At 66.5% G+C, this 23,399-nt stretch carries 14 protein-coding genes; 9 read left to right on the top strand and 5 right to left on the bottom strand.

Annotated features, from left to right (window positions below; genetic code table 11):
- Positions 1-138: 138 nt before the first annotated feature.
- From HRV97_RS10305 to HRV97_RS10315, 3 genes are all read left to right on the top strand, one after another.
- On the top strand, positions 139-870 hold the full coding sequence (locus HRV97_RS10305) for an acetylxylan esterase (RefSeq protein WP_174194198.1): 732 nt from the start codon (positions 139-141) through the stop codon (positions 868-870).
- The gene (locus tag HRV97_RS10310; protein WP_246248675.1) at positions 857-2,308 is read left to right on the top strand and encodes a family 43 glycosylhydrolase; all 1,452 of its coding nucleotides are present in this window, start codon (positions 857-859) and stop codon (positions 2,306-2,308) included. The genes HRV97_RS10305 and HRV97_RS10310 overlap by 14 nt, the downstream gene beginning before the upstream one ends.
- A 95-nt stretch (positions 2,309-2,403) precedes the next feature.
- Positions 2,404-4,005: an alpha-N-arabinofuranosidase gene (locus tag HRV97_RS10315; protein ID WP_174194199.1), complete on the top strand. Its 1,602-nt coding sequence runs from the start codon at positions 2,404-2,406 to the stop codon at positions 4,003-4,005.
- Positions 4,006-4,129: 124 nt separating this feature from the next.
- Here HRV97_RS10315 and HRV97_RS10320 read toward each other — a convergent pair whose 3' ends face one another.
- The 5 genes from HRV97_RS10320 to HRV97_RS10340 all read right to left on the bottom strand — a co-directional run bounded on the left by HRV97_RS10320 (position 4,130) and on the right by HRV97_RS10340 (position 15,391).
- On the bottom strand, positions 4,130-6,046 hold the full coding sequence (locus tag HRV97_RS10320) for an NPCBM/NEW2 domain-containing protein (protein WP_174194200.1): 1,917 nt from the start codon (positions 6,044-6,046) through the stop codon (positions 4,130-4,132).
- Positions 6,043-8,730, bottom strand: coding sequence for a glycoside hydrolase family 3 N-terminal domain-containing protein (locus tag HRV97_RS10325; protein WP_174194201.1), 2,688 nt, complete (start codon positions 8,728-8,730; stop codon positions 6,043-6,045). Before HRV97_RS10325 ends, HRV97_RS10320 begins: the two co-directional genes overlap by 4 nt.
- 47 nt (positions 8,731-8,777) lie before the next feature.
- On the bottom strand, positions 8,778-10,730 hold the full coding sequence (locus HRV97_RS10330) for a sialate O-acetylesterase (protein WP_174194202.1): 1,953 nt from the start codon (positions 10,728-10,730) through the stop codon (positions 8,778-8,780).
- A gap of 20 nt (positions 10,731-10,750) precedes the next feature.
- A complete protein-coding gene (locus HRV97_RS10335; protein WP_174194203.1) occupies positions 10,751-12,292 on the bottom strand; it encodes a tryptophan halogenase family protein in 1,542 nt (513 codons plus the stop codon).
- A 63-nt stretch (positions 12,293-12,355) separates the two neighbouring features.
- The gene (locus HRV97_RS10340; protein WP_174194204.1) at positions 12,356-15,391 is read right to left on the bottom strand and encodes a TonB-dependent receptor; all 3,036 of its coding nucleotides are present in this window, start codon (positions 15,389-15,391) and stop codon (positions 12,356-12,358) included.
- A gap of 228 nt (positions 15,392-15,619) precedes the next feature.
- Here HRV97_RS10340 and HRV97_RS10345 point away from each other — a divergent pair, with 228 nt between their 5' ends.
- From HRV97_RS10345 to HRV97_RS10370, 6 genes are all read left to right on the top strand, one after another.
- Complete coding sequence (locus HRV97_RS10345; protein WP_174194205.1) at positions 15,620-16,291, top strand: SapC family protein; 672 nt, start codon at positions 15,620-15,622, stop codon at positions 16,289-16,291.
- Positions 16,288-17,325, top strand: coding sequence for a cupin-like domain-containing protein (locus HRV97_RS10350; protein WP_174194206.1), 1,038 nt, complete (start codon positions 16,288-16,290; stop codon positions 17,323-17,325). Before HRV97_RS10345 ends, HRV97_RS10350 begins: the two co-directional genes overlap by 4 nt.
- A gap of 155 nt (positions 17,326-17,480) precedes the next feature.
- The gene (locus tag HRV97_RS10355) at positions 17,481-17,951 is read left to right on the top strand and encodes a cupin domain-containing protein (RefSeq protein WP_174194448.1); all 471 of its coding nucleotides are present in this window, start codon (positions 17,481-17,483) and stop codon (positions 17,949-17,951) included.
- Between the two features lie 37 nt (positions 17,952-17,988).
- Positions 17,989-19,608 (top strand): DUF5597 domain-containing protein, encoded by a 1,620-nt coding sequence (locus HRV97_RS10360; protein ID WP_174194207.1) that lies wholly within the window; start codon positions 17,989-17,991, stop codon positions 19,606-19,608.
- A gap of 35 nt (positions 19,609-19,643) precedes the next feature.
- The gene (locus HRV97_RS10365) at positions 19,644-22,514 is read left to right on the top strand and encodes a glycoside hydrolase family 31 protein (RefSeq protein ID WP_174194208.1); all 2,871 of its coding nucleotides are present in this window, start codon (positions 19,644-19,646) and stop codon (positions 22,512-22,514) included.
- A gap of 118 nt (positions 22,515-22,632) precedes the next feature.
- Positions 22,633-23,391 (top strand): ThuA domain-containing protein, encoded by a 759-nt coding sequence (locus HRV97_RS10370; protein WP_174194209.1) that lies wholly within the window; start codon positions 22,633-22,635, stop codon positions 23,389-23,391.
- Positions 23,392-23,399: the final 8 nt, after the last annotated feature.

Here is a 23,399-nt window from a genome sequence, read left to right on the forward strand (position 1 = left end):
GTATCATCGTGCCAGCCACACGCCGGCGATGGCAGTAGGTTCGCGAACGACGGACCCGATCGGCAAGGGAGCAGGGATGACCAGGCGATACAGCGACCGATACGGCTCACCTTCTCATCAATCGGGCGTGTCACGCGCATGACGAACCCGCAACGACGTGCACGCCGCCTCGCCGGACTGGTGTTGCTGGCAGGGGTGGCGCTCGCGGCACCCGGCGTATCGGGGCAGCAGGCCAGGGCGCAAGCGGTTGGTGGTGCTCAGTCGATCGTGCCACCCGGCTTTCAGCGGGTCACGCCGGGCGCGACGACGCCCGACCGTGACGGCTTCCTGCGCCGCTGGCTGCTGCTGGAGCCGATCAACAAGCCCAATCGCAGCAACGCCGGCTTCACCGGCAGCTACGTTCGCCAGGCGCTGACCACGCCTTACTTTCCGGGTCAGCTGACGGCCATGCCGCGCGACGGGCAGGTGGTGCGCGCCGGTGCGCAGCCGCTCGCGTGGCACGCGCTCGAATCGACCGCGTTCAACGTCCGCTTGTTCGACTTCGCCAAGGCGCTCGGCAAGCCGACCTACGGCGTCATCTTCTGGGTGGTCACGATCGTCGACTCCCCGCGTGAGATGCGCGACGTGCGCATGGCGGTGGGGTCGAATTCCGCATCGATGTGGTGGCTGAACGGTCAGGAAGCGGTCGGACTGTTCAACGACCGCCGCATGGTGATGGACGACGTGCTGTCCGACCGCATCACGCTGAAAAAGGGTCGCAACGTCATTCGCGGCGCGGTGATCAACGGGCCCGGGCTCAGCGACTTCTGCATCCGCTTCCTCGACGCCCAAGGGCGACCGATCACCGGGATCAAGAATGATGTCCGCTAAGCTCACGACCATCATCGCGCTCGCGCTCGGCCTGACGGCGGGCGCGGTTCCCGCCGCGGCGCAACTCGCCGGCGACGTTTTCATCCACGATCCGTCGACCGTCACCGAGTCGGATGGCAGCTACTACACGTTCGGCACGCGTGGCGGCGGGCTGGTGTCGCGTGACGGCTGGACATGGCGTAGCGGACCGGAACGCCCCGGCGGCGGCGTCGCGCCCGACGTGATCAAGATCGGCGAGCGCTACTATGTCGCCTATGCAATCGGCGGTGGCGGGATGTCGGGCGGGCATGCCAGCCTGGTCAAGATCATGTGGACGCTGTCGCTCGATCCCAAGTCGCCCGAGTTCAAGTACCACGACGTCGGCGTCGTGGCGTCGAGCGACGGGGTGGAAACCGTCGACGCGATCGACCCGGCATTCCTGTACCAGGATGGGCGGCTTTGGCTGACGTACGGCACCTATTTCGGGCCGATCCGCATCGTCGAGCTCGATCCGAAAACGGGCTTGCGTGTGGCAGGCAACCAGCCGGTCGATGTCGCGATCGACATGGAAGCCACCGCGATGATGTTCCGCGACGGCTGGTACTATCTACTCGGCACGCACGGCACGTGCTGCGACGGGCCGAACTCGACTTACCACATCCGCGTCGGCCGCGCGCGCAGTCCGCTCGGGCCCTATCTCGACCACATGGGTACGCCGCTGCTGCGCGGCGGTGGCAAGATGGTGGTGAGCGCGCGCGGCCGCAATTTCGGCCCCGGTCACTTCGGGCTGATCCAGCTGGACGGCGGCGTCGAGAAGTTCTCGATGCATTATGAGGCCGACCTCGATCGTAGCGGACGCAGCGTGCTCGCGATCGCGCCGCTGCGCTGGACGAACGGCTGGCCGGCCGCGGGCGAGAACGTCGTGCCCGGCACTTACGAAATCATGTCCGAGCGCAGCGGCTACGCGCTTGGGCTCGCCACCGACGTGGTGCGCGTGCCGTTCGATCCGCGGCGCAGCTTTATGGCGAAACCGACCGACCCGGTCGCGCCTTTGCCCGACCAGACGCTTGCCGAGGACTCGGCCGTATGGCCAAAGGGTCGCATCCGCGTCGATCTCGCGGATTACATGAATCGCCCGCATCAGCGCTGGACGATCACGCCGGTCGCCGGCGCAGGCGGCTATTTCGGCGCGCCGTTCTACAAGATCACCATCGCTAAGACCGACCGCGCGCTGGCAGCAAACGCGCGCGGCGAGGTGAAGACAATACCCGCCTTCACCGGCGCGGATGAGCAATTGTGGCAGGTGGATCAGCTGACCGACGGTAGCTACCGCATCATGCCCAAGGGAACGCCCGGCCGCACCAGGCTCGCGCTCGTCGCTATCGGCGCCAGCACGCCGAGCCTCGTACCCTTTGATCCCGCCAGCCCGGCAGGTCGGTGGTCGTTCCAGCGCCCGTGATAATACTCGCGCCAAGTGGGTCGAGGCGTTAAACTAGTCGGACAAATCAGGAGGGTCGTGCCCGTATGCGGATCGAAGCGGCCGAAAGGGAGAGTATGACTTCGCATCACCACGTCACCGGTCGGTCCACTCGCGCCAGCCGCCGACTGGCATCGCTCGCGCTGCTGTTAGCAGGCACGGTGCCAGTCGCGGCAGTGGCGCAGGAGCCGGTCGCCATCACGACCGCGACGCTCAACGCGGACAAGCCCGGCCCGGTCATGCACCCGGACGTGTTCGGCCAGTTCGCCGAGCATCTCGGCCATGGCATCTACGGCGGTATCTGGGTCGGCCGCGGATCGCGTATTCCCAACGACGCCGGCTATCGCAGCGACGTGCTGGCGGCGTTGAAGGCGATCAACGTGCCGATGGTACGCTGGCCCGGCGGCTGTTTCGCCGACGAATATCACTGGCGCGACGGCATTGGGCAGGCGGGCAAGCGCCCGACCAAGGTCAACACCAACTGGGGCGGCGTCAACGAAGACAATGCCTTCGGCACGCACGAGTATTTCGGGCTGATGGACCGGCTGGGCGGCAGCACCTACGTGTCCGCGAACGTCGGCAGCGGCACGCCGGCCGAGACCTCGCAATGGGTCGAGTATATGACGGCGCCCAAGGGCACGACGATGTTGGCGAAGGAGCGCGAGCGCAACGGCCACGCCGCGCCGTGGAAGGTCCGCTACCTCGGGATTGGCAACGAATTGTGGGGCTGCGGCGGCAACATGCGCGCCGAGTACGCGGCCGACCTGACCAACCAATATGCGCAGTTCGCGAAATCCGCCAACGGCCCGATGCTCAAGATCGCGAGCGGGCCGAGCGACTCGAACTACGACTGGACCGACGCGATGATGCGGATCGCGGGCAAGAACATCGACGGACTGGCGCTGCATTATTACACCCGTCCGCGCGATAAGGACTGGAACGACAAGGGCGCGGCGCTCGGCTTTCCCGAGCGCGAGTGGGCCTCGACGATGGCGCACACACTGCTGATGGACGAGTTCATCACCAAGCATTCGGCGATCATGGACAAGTATGACGCGGCCAAGCGCGTGATGCTCGCCGTCGACGAATGGGGCACGTGGTACGACCCGACGCCGGGCAGCAACCCCGGTTTCCTGGAGCAGCAGAACTCGATCCGCGACGCGGTGGTGGCGGGGCTCAACCTCAACATTTTCGCGCATCATGCCGACCGCGTGCGGATGGCGGCGATCGCGCAGATGGTGAACGTGCTGCAGGCGATGCTGCTGACCGACGGCGCGCGCATGGTGAAGACGCCGACCTATTGGGTATTCGACCTGTACAAGCCATGGCAGGGCGCGACGACGCTGCCGGTCACGCTGACCACGCCTTACTACCACAAGGATGAGTTCGCACTGCCCGCGGTCAGCGCGTCGGCGGTGCGCGACACGAGCGGGCAAGTTCACGTCGCCCTCGTCAATCTCGATCCAAATCGCGCGATGCCGGTCACGCTGTCGCTCGCCGGATTGCAGGCGACGCAGGCGAGCGGCCGGATCGTCACCGGCACCACGATGGACGCGCACAACAGCTTCGCCGCGCCCGACACCGTGACTCCGCAGCCGTTCAACGCCGCGCAGGTGGCGAACGGCACGCTGAGCACGACGGTGCCGGCAAAATCGGTGCTGGTGCTAGATTTGCGCTGATCTGGCTATCGGAGACTGGGCGGTGCCGAAGGGTACCGCCCAGTTTTCGATGCCTCATCGGCTAACGATCGCATCCCGGCAGCCGGGTGAGGCGGGTCGCATCACCGCCCACCCGCTGGCGGGACTACCGCAGCAGCGCGGCGTCCGCCCAGATCGCGGGCGCGGGACGTGCGCCGACCGGTGCACCGCTCGCGCGCGCTACCAGTTCCACGATCCTGACGCCGCGGACGTTGGCGGTGAGCGGCGCGGCCGGATCGCCGAACGCCATCGCGCGCGATCGTGCGAGCAGCCGGCCGTCGCCCCACACCTCGAACGTGGTCGTGCCAGAGCCGGGCTGCCCTGAGTCGTTGACCCCGACCGACGCGGTGAACGTCGCGTAACCGGCGTTGCGCACTTCCAGCCGCGAGTTCGACAAGACGCCAATGCCGGTATCATACTCCTTGCCCGCGACACGCATCAGCTTGCCATACGGTGCCCTGTCGACCTCCGCGCCGCCCCAACCGCCATATTGCGGATGCTCGCCCGCGCCGCGCGTACCAATCCACGGCGTGATCGAATGATGGATGGTCGGATCGGGTTCGGGCACCACGACGCCGTCCACCGCGGCATTGACGCGGCCGGTCAGCTCCGACAGGTAGCGCCCGTTCGGCATGCGTCGCGTGCCCGACACCCGGAAGATGCGGGTCTCGTGCGGCGCGAGCGCCAGTAGCAGTTCGCCGCGAAACGTCTGCGTCGCCTTGCTCCACAGGTCGCGCAGCCGGACGTCCGCCGCCGGGTTCAGCTTCAACTGCGCGGCGGTCATCACCGCCTTGGCCGGCGCGGCCGTGCGGTTGAACACCGCCACGGCCTTTTCGCCGTCGGCCAGCGTCTTGACCAGGATCTGGACCTCGTCCGAATCGTAGGCGAGCACGGCCTGGTTGCCCGCCGCGTCCTGGTTCAGCGCGACGATCTCGGCATTGCCGAAGATCGCCTGCAATTTCGGGGTCAGCGCGCGCAGGTCGTAGCCGATGATCAGCGGCGCGTTGACCATCGCCCATAAGGCGAAGTGCGATCGCGCTTCGGTGAGGTGCGCCGCGTCGAAATCGCCGGTGCCGACGAACAGCATGTCCGGATCGTTCCACGAGCCGGGATGCGCGTAGAGCGCGCGGTGCGTGACCGTGTCGAAGTTGGTCAGCATCCGTGCCCACACCGGCTGGATGTCGTCGCTGGTGCGCGACATGTTGCCGACGTCCTTGCCCCATGCACGCACGTCGCCCGCACCCCACAGGCACAAGGCATAGACGTAATCGCGCCCCGCCGCGTGGGTACGCAGCGCCGTGTGCACCTGCTCATAGAGCGCGCGGATGCCCGCCACGTCCGATCCGCCGAGCGACTGCATGTCGACCAGCGGCGGCAGCGCGCGGTACAATCCGGAGCGCACGCGCGGCGCGTCGGCGGGCAGGCCGCGTGCACCGCAACCGTCGACCTTGATGAAGTCAAAGTTCCAATCAGCGAAATACAGGCGGATGTCCTGGTCGACGTGGCCGTACAAGCCGACCTCGCGCTCCGCGACGCTGCCTTCGGGCTGGTTCTTGAAATCGGGCGTGTAGATTTGTCCGCAGCTGTTGCGGCCGATGTCGGAGTAAATGCCGGCCTTCAGCCCCATCGCGTGCAGGCGATCGGTGAGGGGGCGGAAGCTCGTATCGGAGCCGGTCGCGGCGGAGGGAAAGTGACTGGTGCGGATCAGCATCCGCCCGTCCGGCTGACGTCGTTTGAGCCACCAACCGTCGTCGATCACGACGTAGCGATAGCCGAGCGCCGCAAGCTTGGTATCGACCAGCGCGCGCGCGGACGCGAGCACCTTTTCCTCGTCGACGTCGCTGTTGAACGCATTCCACGAGTTCCAACCCATCGGCGGCAAGGGGGCGCTGCCGTCGGTGTTCGCGCTCCAGCGACCGGTCGCGGCGAGCGGATCGGCGACCTGCGCGGTCGCGATGGATGAGGCGCACAGCCCTGCCAGCAGCAGGGACGCGAGCGCACGGCGGGTCGAGCGCGCGCTCACTTGGGCAACGCCGCCGATTGACGCGCGGTGAACTGCGCCGACTGGAACGGCACGCCGGTACCCGGCTGCCCTGCGCCCACCGTGACGTGGTAGCCGCCGGCGGCGACCGAGCGCACACCGTCCGGCGTCACCGAACTCAGGTCGCGCGGCGAGAGCGCGAATGCGATCTCGCGCGTCTCACCGGGGCGTAGCGCGACGCGCTGGAAGCCGCGCAAGGCGATTCGTGGCACGCCCGGCCGATCGGGGAAGGTGAGGTACAATTGCGCCACTTCCTCGCCCGCGCGGCTGCCGCGGTTGGTCACGCGCGTGGTCACCCGCACGCCTGCCTCCGCGCCACCGCGCGCCGGTGTTACAGTGAGCGGCGCATAGTCAAACCGCGTGTAGCTGAGCCCATGACCGAACGGGTACACGGGCGTTCCGGTAAAGTAGCGATAGGTTCGTCCGGTCATCGCATAATCGCCGAACGGCGGCAGGTCGGCAACGCTGCGGTAGAAGGTGAGCGGCAGACGCCCGGACGGGTTGGTGCGCCCGGTCAGGATGTTGGCCGCCGCGGTGCCGCCCGTCTCGCCCGGATACCAGGCCTCCAGGATGGCGGCGGCATGGTCCTGCGCCCAGCTAAGATTGATCGGGCTGCCGTTCATCGCGACGAGGACGATCGGCTTGCCGGTGGCGCGCGCGACCTCCAGCATCGCGAGCTGGTCCGCCGGCAGGTCGAGCGTCGTCTTGTCGCCGCCTGCGAAGCCCGGCACCGACACGCCCGTTTCCTCCGCCTCCAGGTCGGATGTCAGTCCGACGACCGCGACCAGTACGTCCGCCGCCGCGGCTGCCCGCCGCAGGTCGGCGGCGGGCGTGCGCGACACGCGTTTCCACACCAGATCGACGCCGCTTCCCTCGACCCGGATCGCGTAGCGTCGACCGCCTTGCAGATCGAGCGTGGTCATGCCGGGCAGGTCGTTCCAGCGCGCCTCGCGCCGATCCGAAACCAGCTTGCCGTCAAGCGTCATCGTTCCGCCCGCACCCGACAGACCCACGCGGTAGGTGCCGCTCTCGGGCGGCACCAGAAAGCCGGTCCACTCGGTGCGATGCACGTCGGCAACCTTCGGAAGGTCGAGATTGCGGTCGCCGACATCGGGCTCGATCCGCGTGGCGACGGGCGTGCTCTGGTACTTGGCCGCGGCGATCAGCTTCTCGCGCGTGCCGGGCGCGAAACGCGTCGGCATCGGCGTGACCGGGTTGAAGTAGCGCGCGAGCAGGCCGGGCTTGCCGTCGGGGGTCATCAGCGCGGCGGTCGGCACGCGGTCACCGTCGGTCACCGACTCCCCGAACGGCACCAGCGACACCTGCGCGCTGCCCATCGCGCCCTGCAATCCCTCCAGCACCGACACCGGATGCCCGGACAAAGGCGACGAGTAAATGCCGCGCAGCACGCGCGTCGCGTCACCCAGCGGCCCGATCACCGCGACCTTCACACCGGGTTTGAAGGGGAGAACGCCGTCGTTCTTAAGCAGCACCATCGACCGCTCGGCCGCCGTCAGCGCCAGGCGCCGATGCTCGGGCACGCCGACCATGCTGACGGGCACCGCCGCGCGCGCGCCGGCCAGACCGGGCAGGTCGCCGACGCGGTAGCGCGCGGCGAACAGGCGCACGAGGCTGCGGTCGAGATCCGCTTCGGTAATCAGACCGCGGCGCAGCGCCTCGCGGTAGCGGTCCTCCAGCCCGGCGGTGTCGTTCAGCGTCTCGGTGTTGCACTCATTGTCGACGCCCGCGCGTAATGCCGCAGCAACAGCGGTCGCGCCGTCCGGCGCATATTTGTGGTTGTCGGCGATGTCCTTCACCGCATCGCAGTCGGACACGACGTAGCCGGTGAACCCCCACGCGCCGCGCAGATGATCCTTGAGCAACAGGTCGCTCGCGCAGGCGGGCTGACCGTCGATCCGGTTGTAGGCGCACATCACCGAACCCGCGCGTGCCTCGATCAGCGCGGCGCGGAACGCGGGCAAATAGGTATCCTCCAGATCGTGCGCGGAGACGAAGACGTTGGCCTGATGCCGCGTGCCTTCGGGACCGCTGTGCACCGCGAAATGCTTGGGCGTCGCGATCACCTGCGGTCGATCCGGGTTCGGTCCCTGCATGCCGGTCACGAACGCGACGCCCATCGCGGCGGTCAGATACGGGTCCTCACCGTAGGTTTCCTGGCCGCGCCCCCAGCGCGGATCGCGAAAGATGTTGATGTTGGGTGACCAGGTGTCGAGCCCGGTGCCGATCCGCCCGTTGCGGCCGGTCTGTCGTCCCAGCGTGTGCAGGCCGCGCACCTCCGTGCCGATCGCGCCCGCGACGTCGTGGACCAGCGGCGCGTCGAACGTCGCGGCAAGCCCGATCGGCTCGGGAAAGTTCGTGGCGGGGAGCGGCCCCAGCGCGCCGTGAAGCGACTCGGTCCACCAATTATGTGCCGGCACGCCGAGCCGCGGGATCGCCGGCGCGACATTCAGCATCTGCGACAGCTTCTCCTCGCGCGTCATGCGCGCGACCATCGCACGGGCCAGCGTCTCGGCCTCGTCGGCGGCCTGCGTGGCGGGGAGCGGGGCCTTGCTACCCGCTGTCGGAGCCGCGATCGGTGCCGCTCCGGTCAGGGCCGGGATCGCCGCTGCCGTTGTCAGCAGCACCGCGCCGATGGTTGCGCGCATGATCGTCTTCTCCCCCTTTGGTGCGCCTTGTGCGCCGACAATGTCTGTTACGGCGCGCTCGTCACCGGCACCTCGAATGTACCGACAGGCAGCCCCGCCTCGTCGGCGAGGTTGGTGACCGGCGCGTCGGCCCAGGCGTAGCGGACGCGGGTCACCGGCCGTCCGTCGCCCGGCAGCGTCACCTCACTGCCGGTCACGACACCCATCGCGTATCGGCACGTTCCGGCACCCGCGCCGCACAATTCGAACCCGATCGCGCGCGCGGCACTGCGCGCGTGCAGCGCACCGGTAACGCCGGAAAAGCGCAGCGTGACGCCGCTGTCGCCACTCGCGCTCGCGGCGGCGATCGCCGGTCCGGACGGCGCGATCGGCTCGCGGTACACCGCGGCGCGCATCACGCGGGCTAGCCGCTGCCCCACCTCGTGCTTCTCGCCCGGATGAATGTCGAGCGCGTCGCCCAAGTCGAGCGCGACCGCGATGCCCGCGTGCGCGTCCGCGGCGGCGACGCGGCGCTGCGCGTCGCGCACGTCGCCCCATCCGCTCTCGCCCGGCCGGGTCGAAGGCGCGCCGTAGTTTGCGAGCTGAACGATCGCGAAGCCCGTCTCCGGTGTGCCGAACCGTTTCCGCCAGTCGGCGATCAGCGCTGTCATCCGCCGGTCGTAGCCCGGGATACCGGTATCCGACTCGCCCTGATACCAGGCGACCCCCGCGAGCTGCGTCGGGCCGAGCGGCGCGATCATCGCATTGTAGAGCGTGCCCGCGCCGTTGATGTCGTCCCACGGCACCCGCGGCGCGGCACCGGCCAGTCGCTTTGCGATCGCATAGCGCCAGCCGTCGCCGATCGCGACGCTGCTGCCGTCGGCGAACGACAGCCGCATCGTCTCCGCCGGGCCGGTCATCCCGCCGTACGCGTACACGTCGTCGTCGTTGACGGTAATAACGTTGCGACCGGCCTTCAACGTACCCGCTAGTAGCGCGTAAACGCGCGAGGCGGGGGCGAGGCTGCTGCCGCCGACGCCGACACCGTTGACCCAGGTCCGATCGGCATCGTCGACGCGGCCGAGCACCAACGTGGCTGCGCCGCGCGCCTGCTCGGCCGTCACGTCGACCGTGCGCTGATACCACAGCATGCCGTTATAGTCGGCAAGTTCGGGCACGCCCCACGTCTCGACATTGCTCATGACCGGCACCGGGCGCCAGTCGAGCGCCGCGTCCGGTTGCCACGGTTCGCGGCCCGCCGCGTCGCCCGAGCCCGCGCGCCACCATTCTTCCCAGATCGACGAGGCCTGGCGGTTCGCTGCCGCAGGATCGCGCGCGTAGAGCCGCAGCAGGTCGGCAGGCGCGCCCATGCCGGCCTGGCGCAATGCCGGATCGCTCATCCACGCGCTGATCCGCGAACCGCCCCAGCTCGAGTGGATCGCGCCGATCGGCACCTTGGCGGTGCGCCGCAGCGACTGCACCATGTAGAAGCATGCGGCGGAGAACGTTGGAACGCTCGCTGCATCCGCGACCACCCACGCGGGTTGCGTGTCGAACCGTGCCGCCGGCGTGGCGGCGGAAACCTTGGCGACCGTCAGCAACCGCAGCTGCTCGTCGCGTTCCGGATGCGCGTCGGGGATCAGGTCCTGCGCCTGCGACACCTGCAATTCCATGTTGCTCTGGCCCGAGCACAGGAACACGTCGCCGATCAGGATGTCGTGCAGCGCCACCGCCCCGCTCGGCGCCGCAATCGTCAGGTCGTAGGGACCGCCGGCCGCCATCGCGGGCAGGCGCGCGTCGAACCGGCCGGCCTTGTCGGTGCGCGTGGTGACGCTTCGACCCGCCAGCGCGATCATTACCGTCTCGTTCGGCGCGGCTTGTCCGCTCAGCACGATCGGGCGTCCGCGCTGGACCACCGCGTGGTCGCTCAACACGCCGTCGAGGCGGGGCGCGGCCAGCACCGGTGTCGCACCCGCGAGCAGCATCGCGCACAGGCTTAGGCGGGCGAGGGTGGTCGGCATGGCGAAGGGCTTTCGGTGGGTCACAACGGCTGCATGCCGTGCTGGACGATGCGGTCGATCAGCGCGCGGTGCGCCGGCAGGCTGCGCAACAGGCGGTCGGTGCTGATCTGGTTGTCGCGCCGCGCGCGGCGCGCGGTCGCGGCGTCCCGCTCGATCGTGCCGGGCGGCAACGCGGTTCGCGCGCCCATGCCGTAGAGGACATATTGGTAGCTGGCGGAAGGGAACACCTCGTCCGCGCGGTCGAACTCCTCGTGCAGCCATGGCGACTGATATCGCCACAGCGCCATCAGCTCGCGCAGCCGGTCGGGCATCGTCTCGGCACGCGCATTGTCGCGCCAGAAATCGGTGTCGGTGCGCTGCGTCAACGCATAATGCAGCTTGAGGAAGTCGATGATCCGGCCCCAGCGATAGGCGGTGGTGTCGTTGAACCGCCGCGCGACCACGTCCATCACCTCGCGGCACGCCGGCATCTGCTCGGCGATGATCTTTGCCGACAGTTCGATCAGCACGATCGCCGACGCTTCGAGCGGTTCCAGGAAGCCCGCCGCCAGCCCCACCGCGACGCAATTGCGCACCCAGAAGCGCTCGCGGTGGCCGGCGCGGATCGACAGCCGCCGGATCGGCAAGTCACGTGCCGCCGCACCCAGATAGTCGCGCAACTCGCGCTCGGCGGTCTCGACGTCGACGTGGCTGCTGGAGAAAACGTGCCCGACCCCGCGCCGGGTCGGCAGGCCGATGTCCCAAATCCACCCGGCCGTTTGCGCGGTCGAGATCGTATGGCTCGCGATCGGCGCGTCGGGGCGATCGTAGGGCACTTGGACGGCGAGGGCGGTGTCGCAGAACAAGGTATCGCTGCACGAGCGGAACGGGACCTTCATCGCCCCGCCGATCAACAGTGCGGCGAAGCCGGTGCAGTCGACGAACAGGTCGCCCTCGATCGTCTGCCCCTGCGCGGTGTCGAGGCGGTCGATGTCGCCTTGCTCGTCAAGGTGAATCTCGGTCACGTCGGCCAGCACGTGGCGAACGCCCAGCTTCTCGCAGCAATGGCGTTGCAGGAAGTGAGAGAACTTGCCCGCGTCGAGATGGTAGGCGTAATTCGCCTGCCCCTCATATTCCGGCGTCGTGATCGTCTTTGGCGCCAGACCCTGGTCGCAGATGCGGCCTTGCGAGGTTACCGCGTCGCAGAACGTGTCGCCGCCGTCGTCGGCGAGCCAGTGCGGTGCGAGGTTCACCTGCCCGAACTGCTGCGGCAGCATCAGCGGATGGTAATAGCCGTCGTCGACTGCGCCGGTGGTCCAACGGTTGAAGCGCGCGCCCTGCTTGAACGCGGCATCGCACTCACGAAAGAAATCTGTCTCGGATACGCCCATCTGGCGCAACGTGCTGCGCAGCGTCGGCCAGGTCCCTTCGCCGACCCCGATGATCGGCACATTGGGTGATTCCACCAGCGTCACGGTGAAGCCGTGTGGGCGGCGTGCCTGGTGCCGCGCGGCGATGATGCCCGCGGTCAGCCAGCCGGCGGTTCCGCCGCCCACGATCACGATGTTCTTGATCTCGTTCATGGCAAAACGTGTTCGAAAAAACGGCGGAGCGCAACCAGGTCGCGCCCCGCCAGGGAGGAGACCTCAGAAACGATAGCGGACACCCGCGGAGTAACGGCGACCGTAATCGAACACGTCGAGCAACTGGTTGCCGTAGCGGCCGTGCGTGCTCTGCTGGTTGTTGTTGATGTTCAACGCTTCGGCGAAGACGCTGAAGTTCTTGTTGATGTCGTAGCTCGACGTCAGGTCGATCTGGAAGCTCTGATCGACGAAGGTCGGCTCGGCACCGAACGAACCGGTGTTCTGGTTCTGCCCGAACTGGAGCAGATACTCGTCACGCCAGTTGAGCGCGGTGCGGAACTGGAAGCCGTTCTTGTCATAGAAGCCGACGAAATTGGCTGAGTTGGCGAGGCCGGTGACCGCGAAGCCCGACTGGCTGATGTTGGTCGGATCATACGGCCGATTCGTGTCCACCAGCGTGCCGTTGGCCTGGAAGCCAAAACCGGTGTCGCCGAACACCTGCTGCCACGCCACTTCGATGCCGCGCACGGTCGCGTCTGGACCATTCACCTGCTGCGACACCGCGAAGCTGGCGAGCTGGCCCGTGGTCGGATCGATCAACCCGTTGATCGGCTGCCGTGTCACGCCCGCGACCACGAAGTTGCTGACGTTCTTCAGAAACAACCCGACCGACAGGTAAGAGTTGCGCTTGTAATACCATTCCGCGCCGATATCGAAATTGTCGGCCAGATGGGGTTTCAGGTTCGGGTTGCCGCCGCTGGCGTTCAGCGCGCCGATCCGCTGCCCGTTGCCGACGTTCAAAACCGGATTGAGCAGGCTCAGCGTCGGCCGCGTCAGGGTCCGCGACGCATCGAAGCGCACGATCAGATTGTCGGTCAGCTCCAGCTTCGCATCCAGGCTGGGCAGCAGATAGGAGTAGGAGCTGTCATTCCGCACCGGCTGAACCTCGGTGTAGGTCGGAATGCTCAGCAAGGTTCGATCGGCGGTGCTGGTCACCAATGCGGTCGGAAGACGACCCTGTCCGGTTGCTATCAGCGAGGTATATTCGTTCCGCACGCCCGCGTTCAGCGTGAACGGCAACCCGCCAAGCTCGGTGCGGAAGTTCGCGGCCAGATAGAGCGACCATGTCCGCTCGCGTACGCGCAACACGCTGCCCGGATCGACCTGTTCGTCGAAACTGCCGGTGAAACCGTTGACGTTGGCGTAGTTGAACCCGGGCACGTTCTGCGCCTGCGGATTGCCCTGGCTGCTCAGGAAGTTCTGATAGTCGCTAGGACGGAACACGAACACCGACGGCGGCAGGCTGCCATCGAAGCCGGGAATGAACTTGTTGAGGCTAATCGATCCGCGATACAAGCTGTCCGGCAGCGGTGCGATACCCGCCGAGCCGCCAGACGGTGCGCCGTACCCGGCATAGGCCTGCCAGAAGTTGTTGGTGAACGTGCTCTCGTTGCGGAAATTGAACGTGTCCTGATAATATTGGCCGCCGGCCTTCAGCGTCAGGTCGTCCTGCTTCCACGTCGCATTGCCGCGGAACTGGATCAGCTCGTCGGTATTGTGCTGCGTCTGGTTGACCGCGACGTGCGATCCGATCACCGAGCGATCGGCCCAGGCAGCCGAATTACCCGCCGGTCCGAAATTGCTGATCGAGGGGAAGGCGTCGCTGCTGTCACCGTCGATCGTGAAGCGCAGATTGTTGCCGAGCCGCGTGCCGTAACCGATATCACCGTTCTGGCTGCCGATAATACGACCGGGGTTCAGCCAGCTCTTGGCGTAAGCACCGTCGGCTTCGAGCGTCAGATTGTCATTAACGTCATACTTGACGTTCAGGCCGGTCTGGTTGGTCTGCAGCAACTGCTTGTTGAGCGCGGCGGTGAAGTCGGTCGGCGTTCCGGCCTGCGTGAAGTCGACCGCAACACCATTCTCGTCCAGTGTCACGTTGCGCAGGTCGCCCTGGTTGAACCAGACGCCGAACGCGTAATTGTTCGAGGTGATTTCCTGGCGCGAGAAATTGTTGTCGAGCGTCACCATCAGCGCGTCGGTCGGGTGATATTGCAGCGAGATCCGCGCATCGACGCGCTCGTCCTCGACCCGCTGCTGTTCGGCGCCATATTGCTGGGGGAAGAAGCCGGTGATGGTGCGGGCGTCGCTGGCGGGTACGCCGGTGCCTGGATCGCGCGGATTACAGGTCGACGCCGTGCTGCCGGTCAGCTGACATGGTGCGAAGAAACCGCCGGGCGTACCCGAGACGTAGACGCGGTTGGTATCGGTATCACGCCGCGTGTAGATCACGTCGGCCAGCACGCCGAGTGTTTCGTCGGCATTGGTGCTGCTGATCAGCAATCCCGCGGTCGGCACAACCTTGCCCGAACGGTCCTGGATCGATCCCGAACCGCTCGCCGCCAGGCGGAAGCCGGGGTGATCGAACGGATTAGGAAAGCCGATGTTGACCGTGGCACCGATCGAGCTCGACGCGAGCGAAACGTCGGGCGTCTTGAGCACGCTCAACTGTCCGATGAAGTCGACGCCGACCGTGCTGAAGTCAATTTGCCGGTTGCCTGTCGCGGTCGAGATGCGGCGCCCGTCGTACAGGGTGGTGTTGAAGTCGTTGCCGAAGCCGCGAACAGTGATGCCGGTCGGCTCGCCACGCGAACCCGAGCGCTGGATCGACACGCCGGGCAGGCGTTGCAGCGACGCGGCGACGTTCGAATCGGGGAACTTGCCGATATCCTCGGCCGAAATGACGTCGACAACACCCGAGGATGATCGCTTCAGGTCGAGGTTGCGCTGGAGCGAGCCGCGCAGGCCGGTGACGATGATGTCCTCGCCGGTGACGCTGTTGCCCTGCGAGGTATCGGGCGCGGTTACCGTATCCTGAGGCTGTCCGGCTTCCTGCGCCGAGGTGGTGTTGGCAGTCGCGGGCACTGCCGGCTGTGCCGCGTTCGGCTGGCTGGTGGTGCTGTTCTGAAGGCTGGACTGATCCTGCGCCAACGCCGGGCTCGCCCAGGCCAATGCAGCCAGGCTGGTGGCGCCGGCCAGCAGGCCGAGTCGCTTCGACAGAAGACCGGTTCCGGAGCGCGCGCGAACGTATTGCTGCATTTCATCATCCCCTCTTACCGACCTGCGTCTCGCCTTCTGTTGCGGCTATTGGCAGGTCTTCGATCCGGCAGGGTCGCGGGCCGCGTGAGCACCCCGGAACGTCTGCGTTAGCGCTCACATACCAAGCGCGATGATGGTTTGCAATCAATTGTCTGAGTGATAGGCGTTGTTTGCCGCTGCTTGTTTCGGCACGGCCCATAATCAATCACTTGGAGGGGAGGGCGCGCGATGCCGATTTGGGAAATGCTCAATCGTCAGGATCATGGCAGCCTGCGCGTTTCGCGCAAAAGCGACGCGCAGCGTCATTTCGCGCAGATCGTCCCGGCCGAGTTCCTGCAGGCCGCGCCATATTACGCCATCCTGTTCACCAAACACCCCGACACCGGTGCCTTCTACGCCGGCGTTGTGATGGGGCTGGAGCCGGATGAGAACCTGCTGGTGGTGGACGATACCTTGCCCGATTATCGACCCGCCGATCTGGAGCGTCGCGGCTTCTTCACGACGCCGGACGGGATCGCGATCGACCGCGACGATCCCGTGTTCGCCGATCCTGCGGGGCAGACATTGTTCGGCATCGACGGCGAGCCCGCGCTGGCGCTGCGGCGCGTACAGCAGGCATTGCACACGCTGGAGGTCGGACTGTCCGAGAGTGACGCGCTGATTGCGCGGTTGCTGTCGCATCGGCTGCTCGAGCCCATCGACGTAAAGATGGAGTTCGACGATGGCCGCTCTCTGCGGCTCGACGGGCTTTACACGATCAGTCTCGACGCGTTGCACGCGCTGCCCGACGAGGTCGCGCTGGACCTGTTCCGAAGCGGCGACCTGCAACTCGCCTACGCGCAGACCGGGTCGGTGCGGCACTTGCGCACGCTGGGCCGGATCAGGAACGCGCGGCTGTGACAATCCGCGCGCCCGACGGCGACGCGCTGCGTGATCCGCAGCGCTTCCGGACCGAGGTGATGGAGCGCGGCGAGCCCGCGCTGCTGCGCGGTGCCGCGAGCGGTTGGGCGATGTTGCACGATGCATCGGACGGGCGCGCCGCCGAAGATGCGGGCAGCACAGCCTTGGCAGGCGTGCTCGACGTCCTGCGCGCCTTCGATGCCGGGCGCGAGGCCGAAGTGTTCGTCGGACCGCCCGCGATCGACGCCCGCTACCATTATGACGCGACGCTCACCGGCTTCAATTTCGAGCGAGTGTCGCTGCGTTTCGGCGAGGCGCTCGACCGCATCGTCGCGACCGCTGACGTGCCCGGTCGGCCCAGCATGTACATGGGCTCGCTGACCACGGAAACCTATTTGCCCGGCATCGAGCAGGCGATGATTCTGCCCTTCGTCCCCGCGGCGGTGCGCCCGCGCGTATGGATCGGTCACTCTTCTGTGGTCGCCTGTCACTATGACGTGATGGACAATGTCGCCTGCGTCGGGGCCGGACGTCGCCGCTTCACGCTCTACCCACCCGACGCGATCGCGGATCTCTACGTCGGGCCGATCGACCGCACGCTGGCCGGTCAGCCGATCAGCTTGGCGGCGAGCAGCGCGCCGGGCGATCCGCGCTACCCGCGTTTCGAGCGCGCGCGCGCCATCGTCGTCGAGCTATCCCCCGGGGACGCGATCTACGTGCCCAAACTGTGGTGGCACCAGGTAGAGGCGCTCGATCCCGTCAACGTGCTGGTCAATTACTGGTGGGACGGCTTCGCAGCGGGTCCCGATCAGCCTTACACCACCATGCTGCTCGCGATGCTGGCGATCGCGGAGCGCCCCGCGGCCGAGCGGCAGGCCTGGCGCGCGTGGTTTGACCATTACGTCTTTCGCCCCGACGGCCATCCGCTCGGGTTCCTGCCGCCCGAACAGCATGGCGTGCTGGAGGACTCGTCTCCCGCCAATCGCAGTCGATTGCGCGCGATTGTCATGCGATTGTTGCGATCGACCGGATGATGTCGAAGCCGCGGTTAGCGTTCGACTAACTCATTCAACATCGTGATCTGGCGGGTCCATCTAGCCGCGCGCTACGACCATCGGACGGATTGAACCTGTCCGACAAGTGCGCCACTCCTGACTGCCGATAAATAGGTGGAGGGAGGCCCATGACCATGGCGAGACTGTTCGTGCTGATGCTCGCTGCGTCGTTGCTCGGGGCTGGTCCCGCTGTCGCGCAGACCGACGCCTCGGATTTCGCGAGTTCGGCGGAGATCCGCGCGAAGGTTCGGGCGATGGCAGCGCGTATGGGGAAAAGCAGCTTCGCGTACGAACCGCTCGTCAGTGACGGTGGGCGGGTCGCGGCGCTCGAATATTGGAAGGCGCCGGGCAAGCCCGCGGTTCATCCGGATGAGGCCGAATATGCGCTGGTGATCGAAGGCTCGGGTATGCTCGTGTCAGGCGGCACGATGGCGGACGCCAAGGAAACGCGGCCCGGATTGGTTGAGGGGAGCCGCATCGACGGCGGCGTAACCCGGCGCCTCGCGCCCGGCGACGTGTTCCTGGTTCCCGCAGGCGTTCCGCACTGGTTCGGGATCGACGGCAAATTGGTGCTGTTGGGGATGAAGCTTCCGACCTCGCGCTAGCAGCGAGCGGCACGGTTTTCCTGAGCGGAAGGGTCGGATGAAGGTTCTGAGGACAACCGCGGCGCTGCTGGCGCTCGCTGCCACGACCGCGCTTCACGCGCAAAACACCGCCCGGACCGAAGTGCCCCGAATAGAGAGCCGAGGCGGGCGCCATGCCTTCATTGTCGACGGCGCACCGTTCCTGATGCTCGCGGCGCAGGCGAACAATTCCAGCAATTATCCCGCGATGCTCGATCAGGTCTGGCCGACCCTCGACCGGATCAACGCCAACACGCTGGAGATGCCGATCGCGTGGCAGCAGGTCGAGCCGGTTGAGGGCCGCTTCGACTTCTCGTTCCTGCAGGTGCTGCTCGATCAGGCGCGCACGCACGACAAGCGCGTGGTGCTGTTGTGGTTCGGCACGTGGAAGAACACCAGCTACGCCTACACGCCCGATTGGGTGAAGCTGAACCCAGGGCGCTTTCCGCGCATGAGGACGCGCGACGGCAAGGATCACGGCGTGCTGAGCGCGCACGGCGAACAGACGCTGGCGGCCGATACGCGCGCCTTCGTCAAGGTGATGGAATATGTGCGCGATCACGATCCGCAGAACACCGTGATCATGGTGCAGCCGGAGAATGAGACCGGCAGCTACCGCAACCCGCGCGATTACGGCGCAACCGGCAATCGCTTGTTCGCGCAGACGATCCCGCCGGCGCTCGCGCGCGCGACCGGTAAAGCGGGCACGTGGAGTCAGGCGTTCGGCGCGCAGGCCGATCGCGCGTTCAACACTTGGTACGTCGCGTCCTACGTCAACGCGATCGCCGCCGCGGGCAAGAAGGTGAAGGCGTTGCCGATGTACGTCAACGCCGCGCTCGCCGGTCCGTCGAACGTACCCGATCCCGACGGCGTGGCGAGCGGCGGACCGCAGCAGGACGTGCTCGACATCTGGAAGGCGGCAGCGCCCGCGATCGATTTCCAGGCGCCCGACATCTACGATCGCAAAAGCGAGAACATCGTCCAATATCTCAACAAATACGCGCGGCCCGACAATCCGCTGATGGTGCCCGAAATCGGCAACGGGCGCGAGTTCGCGCGCTTCTTCTACTCCACCATCGGTCGCGGTGGCATCGGTTTCGCGCCGTTCGGCATGGATGACACCGGCTATTACAATTATCCGCTCGGCTCCGACCGGTTGGACAAGGACACGCTCGACGCCTTCGCGCTGCCGTACAAGGCGGTGGGGTCGATCATGCGCGACTGGGCCCGGATCGCCGCCACGCGCCCGACCTGGGGCGCGGCGAAGCCCGACGACGGCAGCAGCGTGTCGACCGACATGGGCGGCTGGAAGATTACCGGTAGCTGGGGCGAGTGGCAGTTCGGCAACAAGGAATGGACCTGGCTCAAGTCCGAGCCGGCACCCTGGGCCGCGCAGCCGATCGGCGGCCTGGCGGTCGCGCAGATGTCGAGCAACGAGTTCCTGCTCGTCGGCGATCACGTTCGCGTCCGTTTCGAGTCCGCGACGCCCGGTGCCACCGTGCTGCGCATCGAGGAAGGCGGCTTCACCGATGGAAAATGGGTGACGACGCGCGTGTGGAACGGCGACCAGACCGACTACGGCATCAACCTGATCGATCGCCCTCAGGTCTTGAAGATCACGACGGGCCGCGCGCGCTGAAGCGCGGGTTCGAAGAAATACAGAGAGGAACAGTCATGAACAGGGTTTTCATCGCGGCGCTGCTGACCGGAAGCGCGATCGCTGCGCCTGCCGCGGCGCAGACCGGCGGATTTCAGAAGATCGCCGGCGGCGTGGCGGTGACGCCCGCGTCGGGTCCGTCCTCGCGGGTCGAGGTGACGGTGCACGGCGACGGCATCATCCACGTCGTCGCGACGCCGCGCGACATGCCGACCGGGCCGCTCGCGCCCAGCCTGATGGCGCCCAATCCGCCCGCCACCGGCAGGTTCACGGTGCGCGAGCAGAACGGCTACGTCACCGTGTCCGCGGCCAAGTCGACGGCCCAGGTCGCGCTCGCGACCGGCGAGGTGCGCTTCCTCGACGCGGCCGGCAACGTGCTGCTGAACGAGGCCGGTGCCACGACGTTCGGCCGCACCACCGCCGACGGCAAGCCGTTCGTCACCGTGTCGCAGCAGTTCAACCGCGGCACCGACGAAGGCATCTACGGTCTGGGCCAGCACCAGAATGCGTACATGGACAATCTGGGCGAGGACGTGGAACTCGCGCAGCACAACATGGACATCGGCGTGCCCTTCCTGGTCTCGACCAAAGGCTACGGCTTGTTGTGGGACAACAATTCGATCACCCGCTTCGGCAATCCCAAACCGTACCAGTTGGTGGGCGAGGGGATGAAGGTTACGTCAGGGGGCAAGCCGGGCTGGCGCGCGCAATATTTCCTCGACGGCAAACCCGCCGTGACGCGCCAGGAAGCCACGATCAATTATCAGTACATCAAGGATCAGGCGAACTGGCCGGAGGCGGCAAAGGCGAAGACCGAAGCGGCGACCGGCGGTCAGAATACCGCAGGCAATGCGGTGCAGAAGCAGACGGTGATCTGGACCGGCGACGTCATGCCGACCAGCACGGGCGCGCATCGCTTCCAACTCTACGGGTCGAGCTACTTCAAGGTGTTTGTCGACGGCAAGGAAGTGCTCAACCGCTGGCGGCAGAACTGGAACCCCTGGTACGCGAACTTCGACCTGCCGATGACCGCCGGCAAGGCCGCCAGCGTGCGGATCGAATGGGAACCCAATGCGGGTTACATCGCGCTGCTGCACAGCGATCCGCTGCCGGCGCCGGACCGCAAGTCGATCTGGTTCACCAGCGAGGTGGGGCAGGCGAAGAATTATTGGTTTGTGCCTGGTGGCAGCATCGACGCCGCGATCGCGGGTTATCGCCAGCTCACCGGCAAGGCGGAGATGATGCCCAAATGGGCCTATGGCTTCTGGCAATCGCGACAGCGTTACGAAAACGCCGACGAGCTGACCGGCGTCGTCGCCAAATACCGTGAGCTGAAGATCCCGCTCGACAACATCGTGCTCGACTGGCGCTACTGGCGCGACGACGATTGGGGCAGCCACCGCTTCGATCCGACGCGGTTCGCCGACCCCAAGGCGATGGTGGACAAGGTGCACGCCGACGACGCGCACTTCATGATCTCGGTGTGGCCGAAATTCTACCCCACGACCGATACCTACAAGGAGCTGAACGCTGCCAGCGCGGTGTACCAGGGTAACCTGAAGCTCGGGAACAAGGACTGGGTCGGACCGGGTTACGCCAACACCTTCTACGATCCCTACTCGCCCGAGGGTCGCCGCATTTTCTGGAAACAGGTCGAGGATCGGATCGCCAAGCTCGGCACCGACGCGTGGTGGGCCGACGCGAGCGAGCCCGACATGCATTCCAACCAATCGATCGCCGAGCGCGTCATCACGATGGGGCCGACCGCGATCGGGCCGGCGACTCAATATTTCAACAGCTACCCGCTGATGAACGCGCGCTCGTTCTACGACGGCTGGACCGCGTTCAAACCCGACGTACGCCCGTTCCTGCTGACGCGCTCGGGCTTCGGCGGGTTGCAGCGCTACGGCGCGGCGATCTGGTCCGGCGACGTGGCGAGCCGCTGGTTCGACTTGAAAGCGCAGATCTCGGGCGGGGTGAACGCGTCGATGTCGGGCATCCCCAATTGGACGCACGACATCGGCGGCTTCGCGCTGGAGGATCGTTTCGCCAGCAAGACGCCGAGCGCCGCGGACCTCGCCGAGTGGCGCGAGCTCAACCTGCGCTGGTTCCAGTTCGGCGCGTTCAGCCCGCTGTTCCGCAGCCACGGCGAGTTCCCGTATCGCGAGATCTACGAGATCAGCCCCGAAGGCTCGCCGATGCGCGCGTCGATGGTGTGGTACAACGAGCTGCGTTACCGGTTGATGCCGTACATCTACACGGTGGGTGCCGACACCTATAACAAGGATGGTAGCATCATGCGCGCGCTCGCCGCCGACTTCCCGCAGGACACGGGCGCGCGTAAGCTGAACGACGAGTACATGTTCGGCGACGCGTTCCTGGTGGCACCGGTGACCGAGTATCAGGCACGCCAGCGGCGGGTGTATTTCCCCGGTACCGGGCGCTGGTACGACTTCTCGACCGGGCAGGTGTATCAGGGCGGTCGTAGTGCAACGATCGCCGCGCCGTTCGAGCGGATGCCGCTGTTCGTCCGCGCGGGCGCGATCGTGCCGATGGGCCCGGTGACGCAGTTCGTCGATCAGGATCGTGCAGCGCCGCTGACGATCACCGTCTACACCGGCGCCGACGGTCAATTCTCGCTCTACGAGGACGACGGCACCAGCGAGCAGTATAAGAAGGGTGCGTTTACCCGCATCCCGATCCGCTACGACGACCGCACCGGCACGGTCACGCTCGGCGCGCGCGAGGGCAAGGCCTGGGCCGGCATGCCCGCCAGCCGCCAGATCCGCGTTCGCTGGATCAGCGAGGGCAAGCCGGTCGGCGACGCAAACGTCTTCGACGCGCAGGCAACGTATAGCGGGAAGGCGGTGACGATCGCGCGCAAGTGAAGCGTGCCCGCGTGCGAGCGGGTGTGAAGATGGCAGGGTACGGGCGACCAAGGTCTTATGTTGCCGCGCGGTTGCCCCTGCTACTTCCGTGATCGTCCAAACATACGAAGGAACGGAAATGCGACGATTGTTGCTGGCGGCAGTGGCGACCGTCGCGTCGACGACGGCAGGCGCCGACCCGCAATACAAGCTGCTTATCCTGGCGATGCCGAGCAAATACCATTACGAGTACATCCCGGTCGCGCGCGACGAGATGACCCGATTGGCGGAGTTGCACGCATTCGATCTTGAGTGGACCCGCGATCCGAAGATGCTGGAGCGTGACCTGAGCGGTTACGCCGCGGTAATGCTGCTCAACACGCCCGTCGAGGAGCTGGACACAACGGCGCGGAGCGGGTTCGAGCGATATATGAATGCGGGCGGAAATGCGATGGTGGTGCACCGCGCCGCCATCTCCGCGCCCGGCAATTGGCCTTGGTACGAGAAACTGGTCGGGCGCACCGTGGGAAACCATCCGATGTTGCAGACCGGCGTGGTGACGGTGGTCGACAAGCGCTTTCCCGCTACCTTCGCGCTACCTGATCGATGGGTGTGGAGCGACGAATTCTACACCACCACCAACCCGTACCAAGTGCGCATCAACACCGTGCTGAGCGTCGACGAGCAGAGCTATGACCCCACCAAGATCTGGCCGGGGCAGGTGGCGAAGCCGATGGGCCGGGATCATCCGATCGCCTGGTATCAGCGCTACGGCCGCGGGCGGGTGTTCGTGACCACGCTCGGTCACAATGGTGCGATGTACCGCGACGAGCGCTATCTGACGCACCTGATGGGGGGCTTGTACTGGACCGCGACGGGGTTGGGTATCGCTCCCTGATAGCTCTC

The organism is Sphingomonas hominis (assembly GCF_013328205.1).
Lineage (GTDB): Bacteria > Pseudomonadota > Alphaproteobacteria > Sphingomonadales > Sphingomonadaceae > Sphingomonas > Sphingomonas hominis.